This is a genomic window from Acinetobacter lwoffii, from assembly GCF_024129855.1.
GTDB lineage: Bacteria > Pseudomonadota > Gammaproteobacteria > Pseudomonadales > Moraxellaceae > Acinetobacter > Acinetobacter lwoffii_L.
Window position 1 is genome coordinate 1 of sequence record NZ_JAMXXC010000053.1, and the last position, 5740, is coordinate 5740.

7 protein-coding genes are annotated in these 5740 nt (G+C 38.7%); all 7 read right to left on the reverse strand.

All coding sequences use genetic code 11. The features are described 5' to 3' along the window. Nucleotides 1–56: 56 nt before the first annotated feature. A complete protein-coding gene (locus NI465_RS16265) occupies nucleotides 57–509 on the reverse strand; it encodes a hypothetical protein (RefSeq protein WP_253145983.1) in 453 nt (150 codons plus the stop codon). A gap of 199 nt (nucleotides 510–708) precedes the next feature. Next, nucleotides 709–1308 carry a recombinase family protein gene (locus NI465_RS16270; RefSeq protein WP_253145984.1) on the reverse strand — a complete coding sequence of 200 codons (600 nt, stop codon included), beginning with the start codon at nucleotides 1306–1308 and terminating at the stop codon, nucleotides 709–711. A 237-nt stretch (nucleotides 1309–1545) separates the two neighbouring features. Next, nucleotides 1546–1695 (reverse strand): hypothetical protein, encoded by a 150-nt coding sequence (locus NI465_RS16275; protein WP_253145985.1) that lies wholly within the window; start codon nucleotides 1693–1695, stop codon nucleotides 1546–1548. 164 nt (nucleotides 1696–1859) lie between these two features. After that, a complete protein-coding gene (locus NI465_RS16280) occupies nucleotides 1860–2411 on the reverse strand; it encodes a plasmid replication DNA-binding protein (RefSeq protein ID WP_253145986.1) in 552 nt (183 codons plus the stop codon). Nucleotides 2412–2414: 3 nt separating this feature from the next. Then, on the reverse strand, nucleotides 2415–3350 hold the full coding sequence (locus NI465_RS16285) for a hypothetical protein (protein WP_253145988.1): 936 nt from the start codon (nucleotides 3348–3350) through the stop codon (nucleotides 2415–2417). Nucleotides 3351–3473: 123 nt separating this feature from the next. After that, on the reverse strand, nucleotides 3474–4391 hold the full coding sequence (locus tag NI465_RS16290) for a replication initiation protein (RefSeq protein WP_253145990.1): 918 nt from the start codon (nucleotides 4389–4391) through the stop codon (nucleotides 3474–3476). 619 nt (nucleotides 4392–5010) lie between these two features. After that, complete coding sequence (locus tag NI465_RS16295; protein WP_494399512.1) at nucleotides 5011–5610, reverse strand: YagK/YfjJ domain-containing protein; 600 nt, start codon at nucleotides 5608–5610, stop codon at nucleotides 5011–5013. Between the last annotated feature and the right edge of the window lie 130 nt (nucleotides 5611–5740).

Here is a 5740-nt window from a genome sequence, read left to right on the forward strand (position 1 = left end):
CATAAAGTGCCCCAAATAGAAGAATTACTACCTCACCGCTGGAAACCTGAACCCCGTTAAAACTTGGCGATGGCGTTCAGCGGATGCTTACCATTTTTACGGCTTCTGACCATGTTCTTCTTATTTTCTTCCTGACCTAGTGCTAATTTAAGTGCCTTCAAAACTTCTAGCAAACTACTCTGTTGCATTTCTCCTGTTACTTTCAAGAAAATTTCTACATACGGCGAAAATGTACTAAAAGGAAAATATTCCTTAAGTAGGTAATTAGCCTCTTTCGCATCAAGTAACGCCTTATACGTAGTTACATTCAATTTTTCGGATTTATCGCTGTCTAGTAGTCTGAGCTGCTTTTCGATTAAAACTACGTTTTCTAATAGCTCTAGAGAAGGTCCTATCCCCAGTCCTATACCTAGTGATTTTTCTTCTTTGAAGGCTTCTTTCAAATAACACGCGTACTGAGTTAAACCACCATAAAACTCTAGGTAATCATCTTTAGTTGGTTTAGCCATTTTGCATCACATCTATAAATCTATACGGCAGAGTGTATTGGTATAGAACCCAATAGCCAAAGATTTAAAACAAATAATTGATGTAAGCAAAGCCCCTGTAAGTCACATAGAGAATGCTCTTAAGTGTTCTCTATAGACGGGGGGTTTTGCTCACTTTTCACTCTAAAAAGTTAGGGGTATGTTTTTTATTATCAAAAACTTAAGAAATTTCAGCTTGGGCCTTGACCCTATACACCGTAGCCACCCCTACACCTACGGCTTTAGCTATCTCTTCCTTGGTCATATCACCCGCATCAAGCAACTGCTTGATGCGGGTGTGTTTAGCTGTATTTGCTTTTTTTCCTGTCGGTTTATAACCTGAACGTTCTAGTCCCTGTTTAATCCGTTCTCTCCGTTTATCGTTGTCTAACTTCGCCATAGTGGCAAGTAAGTCAATCAACATGCTGTTAATGACATTCAAAATTTCTCCTGTCATTCCAGTATTAACAACATGTGTTGTCGGTAGATCTGCAACAACCAGGCGTAGACCTTTACCCTTAATTTGTTGCTTAAGAATTTCAAAGTCTGATTGTTCTAATCGTGAAAGGCGGTCTACTGATTCAACTAAAAGAATATCGCCTTGATTTGATTCGTTCAGAAGTTTTGTGAGGATAGGCCGATTTAATTTAGTCCCGCTTTCGTTTTCAATATATTCAACATATTCAGAGCCGTAATCATTACTGAACTTAATCAAGTCACTAAGTGCTCTCTCTGCGTCCTGGTCTTTCGTTGATGCTCTAACATAAATACGGGCTGTCATACTCAAACCTATCATAAAGACTAATATTTTAATGTACAACGATAATACTATCGTTTAATTAAAATTGATAGTCTAAAGATAGATTATTTTATCGTTTAATATTTTCTCTTTTACCTATAGTTCTTTGATAGGTTTTTTAATTGCCAAAAACAAAAAAGTCCGCAACTAGGCGGACTCTTGGCTTTCGGTGAAGCGTCTACGTGCATGAAATTAAATTGAGTGGGTAGTTCTGCTCGTTCATTCACGTACAAGCGTGTTGTTAGATCCAATAATGATGGTTTGTGGCAGGTTGATGTCACCAGTTTGAATGATTGGCTTCATAGCCGGGATTGGAAGCCATACAACAGCTAACAGGACACATGACAAACGTTTGATACTTGGGTTCATGAGAACACCTCCTTGAAGTGGTAAGCCAATTGTTGGCTCTGAGGTGTTCTAGTTTGTTGTGTGATTTCAGCCCATGTCGAACCCTACATCCTGTACAGATTGAATCCCTTACATCATCAGTGTTTCAGAAAAGCAAACCATACAGACTGACCATAAGTACTTACTTACTCATCATCAAATACGGCCTGCACCAATCTCCTAAACAATCCACGCTTCTTTTGAGGACGTTGCACTGTTGCATCTGCAGTATTGCGCTCTGATGCTCTTGGCTGTTGATGCACTGTTGCTTGCAATGTTTCATCTGTTGCAACATCAGTATTGGTAATGTTTTCAGGTATTGCATCTGCAGTGTTGCTTTGTGCTGCATGCATCTGTTGCTGCGACGTTGCATCTGCAACAACAGGCGACTTCAACTCGATCAAAGTCTGCATACGATCAATCTGGTTTAGTAGTCGTTCTTCTCTGTCCCTGTATTGCTGCAGTTCCTTTTGAAGTAACTCAATGATCTTGGTTTGATCCTGGTTCTGCTCTACTGGCTTGGAGTGTTGCATAGGCTGTTGCACTGCAACTGGTTCACCAAAGCAGCGGATTACCTCAGTTAGATCAAAGGATCCATCAGCACGACGAGACAACCTACCAGAGCTCACTGCTCGGTAGATTGTAGATCTGTTCACTTTAAACTGCTTGGATACTTCACTGAGGTTAAGTTTTGACATGGTCTATAGACTTTCTATAAATGGCTTAACTTCACTATAAAATTGTTCTAGTAAAGATGCTCGAAGGTCTGAATTACTATAGATCCTTAGATGTGGTGTGCCTGCTGAACTCATAATTACTTTTGCACTTACTGTTCCGTTGAAGATTTCATCGAGTTTCCGCTCAATCTTATCTAATGAAGATTGGCTAAAGTTTGGAAAAGGCTGGTCATATATAACGTAAGTTGCTCTTGCAGGCGCATTTTTTAAGTCTCTTATACTTCTATTTATCGTTGCAGATTCTAAAATAGGGTTACTGGTTGACTTTAGTCTTTCCATAGAAGACATTCTGTTCTCAATGTTATCTAGCTTTTTAATAATCTTTTCTAAAGCTTCAGCTTCCCCAACAGTTGTATGTTCCAAGTGTGCAATCTTAATAGAAGCAAAGTTACTCAAAAAACTCCGATATTCTTTCTTTTGAGCTGCTTCATATGTTGCAGCTAACTTGCTTGCCAACACTTCTTTAAATGTTTGAATAGATGAATATCTAAGATCTCTCGGATATGTAAGATGTTCAATAGTAGAAGTATCAAATGAGTAACCAGTAACATCATCCTTTATAAGAACCACTGGCTTATCAAAGGCTAAACGCATACCTAGTTCGAACATAACATTAGGATTCTTACCACTGACATCACAAATCACAATGTCATCATCATATAAATTCTGGACGATAGATTTAGGGATGACTGTTGAATCTTCAGCTTCACTAACTAACCTTGCAGTGTATCCAGATAGTTGAACAGCTTCCTTGATAATAGATTGCACATCTAACCAATGAGAAGCGGAATACTCACCCATTGATGCAATAGGCATAACTATTCCGCACGTTAGCTGTTGTGAAAGAATATTAGGAGCTTCAACTTCCATTGCTGTAAGATTCTTTTGACTTGACCCCATAAAAATACCCTAAACTAAAAATGTTCTTATTTAATGAATAAGGACATTACAAAGCAAAAAAGAGGAAGAGTAAAGAATAAGCCCCACAAAAGCACCTAAGGGGAGGCTGTTATCTGATAAGGCTTATTTGGTGCCATCTATTAAGCCTTTTTCTTTATGACGGTAGTACGTCCTTCTGCTGATTCCCATAGCTTCCCATGGCTTCATAGATCGCTCTGAATCTGCCTTAGCACCACGTTTCGACTTAGCTCCCCCCTTAGCACCACGTTTAGCTTGGATCTCACTGAAATCGCCGTAGCTAAATCGTTGCCATACCCAATGTGCAATACTCTTAGCTGTAGCCTTCACTTCGCTATACGGCAAAGGTTGCTCAAAACCGTTGTTAATCGCTTCTAGTTGCGCTCTGACGGCTTTTTCCCACTCATAGCTAGAGTTATGGTGCATGTAGTCTCTAATCGCCTTATAGGCCCAATGACGGCCTTTCTCGAACATGGTCACGTTACGACCTAGGCCGACAACTTCTAATTTCTTGGGTAGTTTCTTGGGTAGGTCTACAAAGTCTGCCAAGTAATCAAGCGAATATGCCCTTTTAGTCCAGAAGGTTGTACGCCATTTAGGATGTAGTGGATTCTTAGTGATTAGTTGAGAGTAGCTGAGATCTGCACCTAGCTTGAGTGCATAAGCATAATAGACGGCCTGCGCGTACTTGATTGCCTTGATACTGGCAAACTCACTTGTACAAAGTGGTATCTCTAATTTGTAGCAATGGTGACAATGACCATTATCTGCATTTTGAGTAGTCCAAAGCGGTGCAGGCAAATTTGCATCAAACCAGGATAAAGCAGAGTTTTCTTTGTCATCATCAAAGACAAAGTAAATCGTCATAAGTGGCGGGTTTACTTGGATATATGGCTTTTTGACTGCAATAGCTTTTGTGCGAATGAAAGTATATCCAGGGACCTCGTCCATGCAATATGGTTTATTCGGTAGGCTTTCAAACAGATCAAGCTGTTGTTTAGTGTAATTTTTTGCGGTTTCCATGCTTCTAACGCTTGAGAAATCCGACTTTACCTGTAGAATGGTTTACAGACGCAAGACGGATTAAACCCCTAATTGTTGTTGAAGAATACAAACCCGATTGACTCGATTCCGCCAAGTTTCTAAGTCGTCGGGTTTTTTCATTTGCGTTAGTTTTACCACAGTTTTCATGCAGTTGTAAGAAGGAAGAGGAAGTATCCGTTAAGTGCATTCAGATATGCTCTGGATGCTCACCATTTGCGTCCTACGACTTATTAGGACGTAAACCCTATAAATCCCTAGTCTCTTTTGTGGATTCTTCTAAATTCGTTATTTCGGATTCTCTCTATTGCTTATTAGTCTAAATACTATTAGTTAGATAGGTTTTATAAAGTATTTCATAAAGGTAATGAGCTAAGGTTCTTATAGACCTTAGCTCTTCTTAGTTATTAGAACTGCTCATCTCTCTAGTAGAGATGATATATATCAACCGATATATATATAGATATATATATATCTCTAAGGAAAGAGATTACTTCGTAATCTCACTTGTTTTGCCCCCTTTCCCCCAAAATAATTATTCCGAAAGAAAGGTGGATCCCCTACATAATATATAGGTCTTATCTGTCAAAAATTACTTTTCTTAGATAGTGTATACCTGAGATTTTTTCGATTGACCTCGTTTAGGGATCTGGCCCCTATCAAATGTATGCAGCTTCTGACCACTTTCACTCTTGAGCTTCATTTTGACAAAGTATTCTGTCTTAACTAGATATAAGACGTTGCTTTCAAGATTTTTTCTTTTCTCTATCTCATCATGCTTAATTAAGCCTACGCCGTTATAGTTGTGTAGATTCTTGCTGAAATATATCCCTTTCGCTTCTGTGACACTCGTCCATAGTTTGCCAATGGAATCAGCTATCTCAATATCATTTTGATATTTTTCACCATCTAAGAAATAAATCATGTTGTAGTGAAAATTCTTTTCTATGCTGTAGTCTAATTTCCAGATATAGCCTACTAAGTCTTTTTTATATTTCTTCTTCAACTGAGTGATTAATTCATTTCTTTCATGTTGAACTTTCTTTATACGTTCACTTCTAACGCTCTCTTCTTTTTGAACCTGTTGGTCTGTGGATTCTGGGAGCATCTTTAACGGCTGGTTATAGTCCCATTCATCCACATAACTTACATCAAGATCAACAACCAAAAGGCTAGGTGAAGCTATGAATAATGATTTGATATAGCGTAATAGCTGCTCTTGTTTTTCACGGTCATTTTTAGTAAGCGTCCGCTGAACCCCACTTTTTCTAACTCATTAATACCGCGATAGTGTCCACTTAAATTTAAGTGGACACCTATTTATGGATTTA

Bases quoted from the DNA above. Each gene is read 5' to 3' on its own strand.
- NI465_RS16270 (WP_253145984.1), bottom strand. From the start codon at position 1,308: ATGACAGCCCGTATTTATGTTAGAGCATCAACGAAAGACCAGGACGCA.
- NI465_RS16280 (WP_253145986.1), bottom strand. From the start codon at position 2,411: ATGTCAAAACTTAACCTCAGTGAAGTATCCAAGCAGTTTAAAGTGAAC.
- NI465_RS16290 (WP_253145990.1), bottom strand. From the start codon at position 4,391: ATGGAAACCGCAAAAAATTACACTAAACAACAGCTTGATCTGTTTGAA.
- NI465_RS16275 (WP_253145985.1), bottom strand. From the start codon at position 1,695: ATGAACCCAAGTATCAAACGTTTGTCATGTGTCCTGTTAGCTGTTGTA.
- NI465_RS16265 (WP_253145983.1), bottom strand. From the start codon at position 509: ATGGCTAAACCAACTAAAGATGATTACCTAGAGTTTTATGGTGGTTTA.
- NI465_RS16285 (WP_253145988.1), bottom strand. From the start codon at position 3,350: ATGGGGTCAAGTCAAAAGAATCTTACAGCAATGGAAGTTGAAGCTCCT.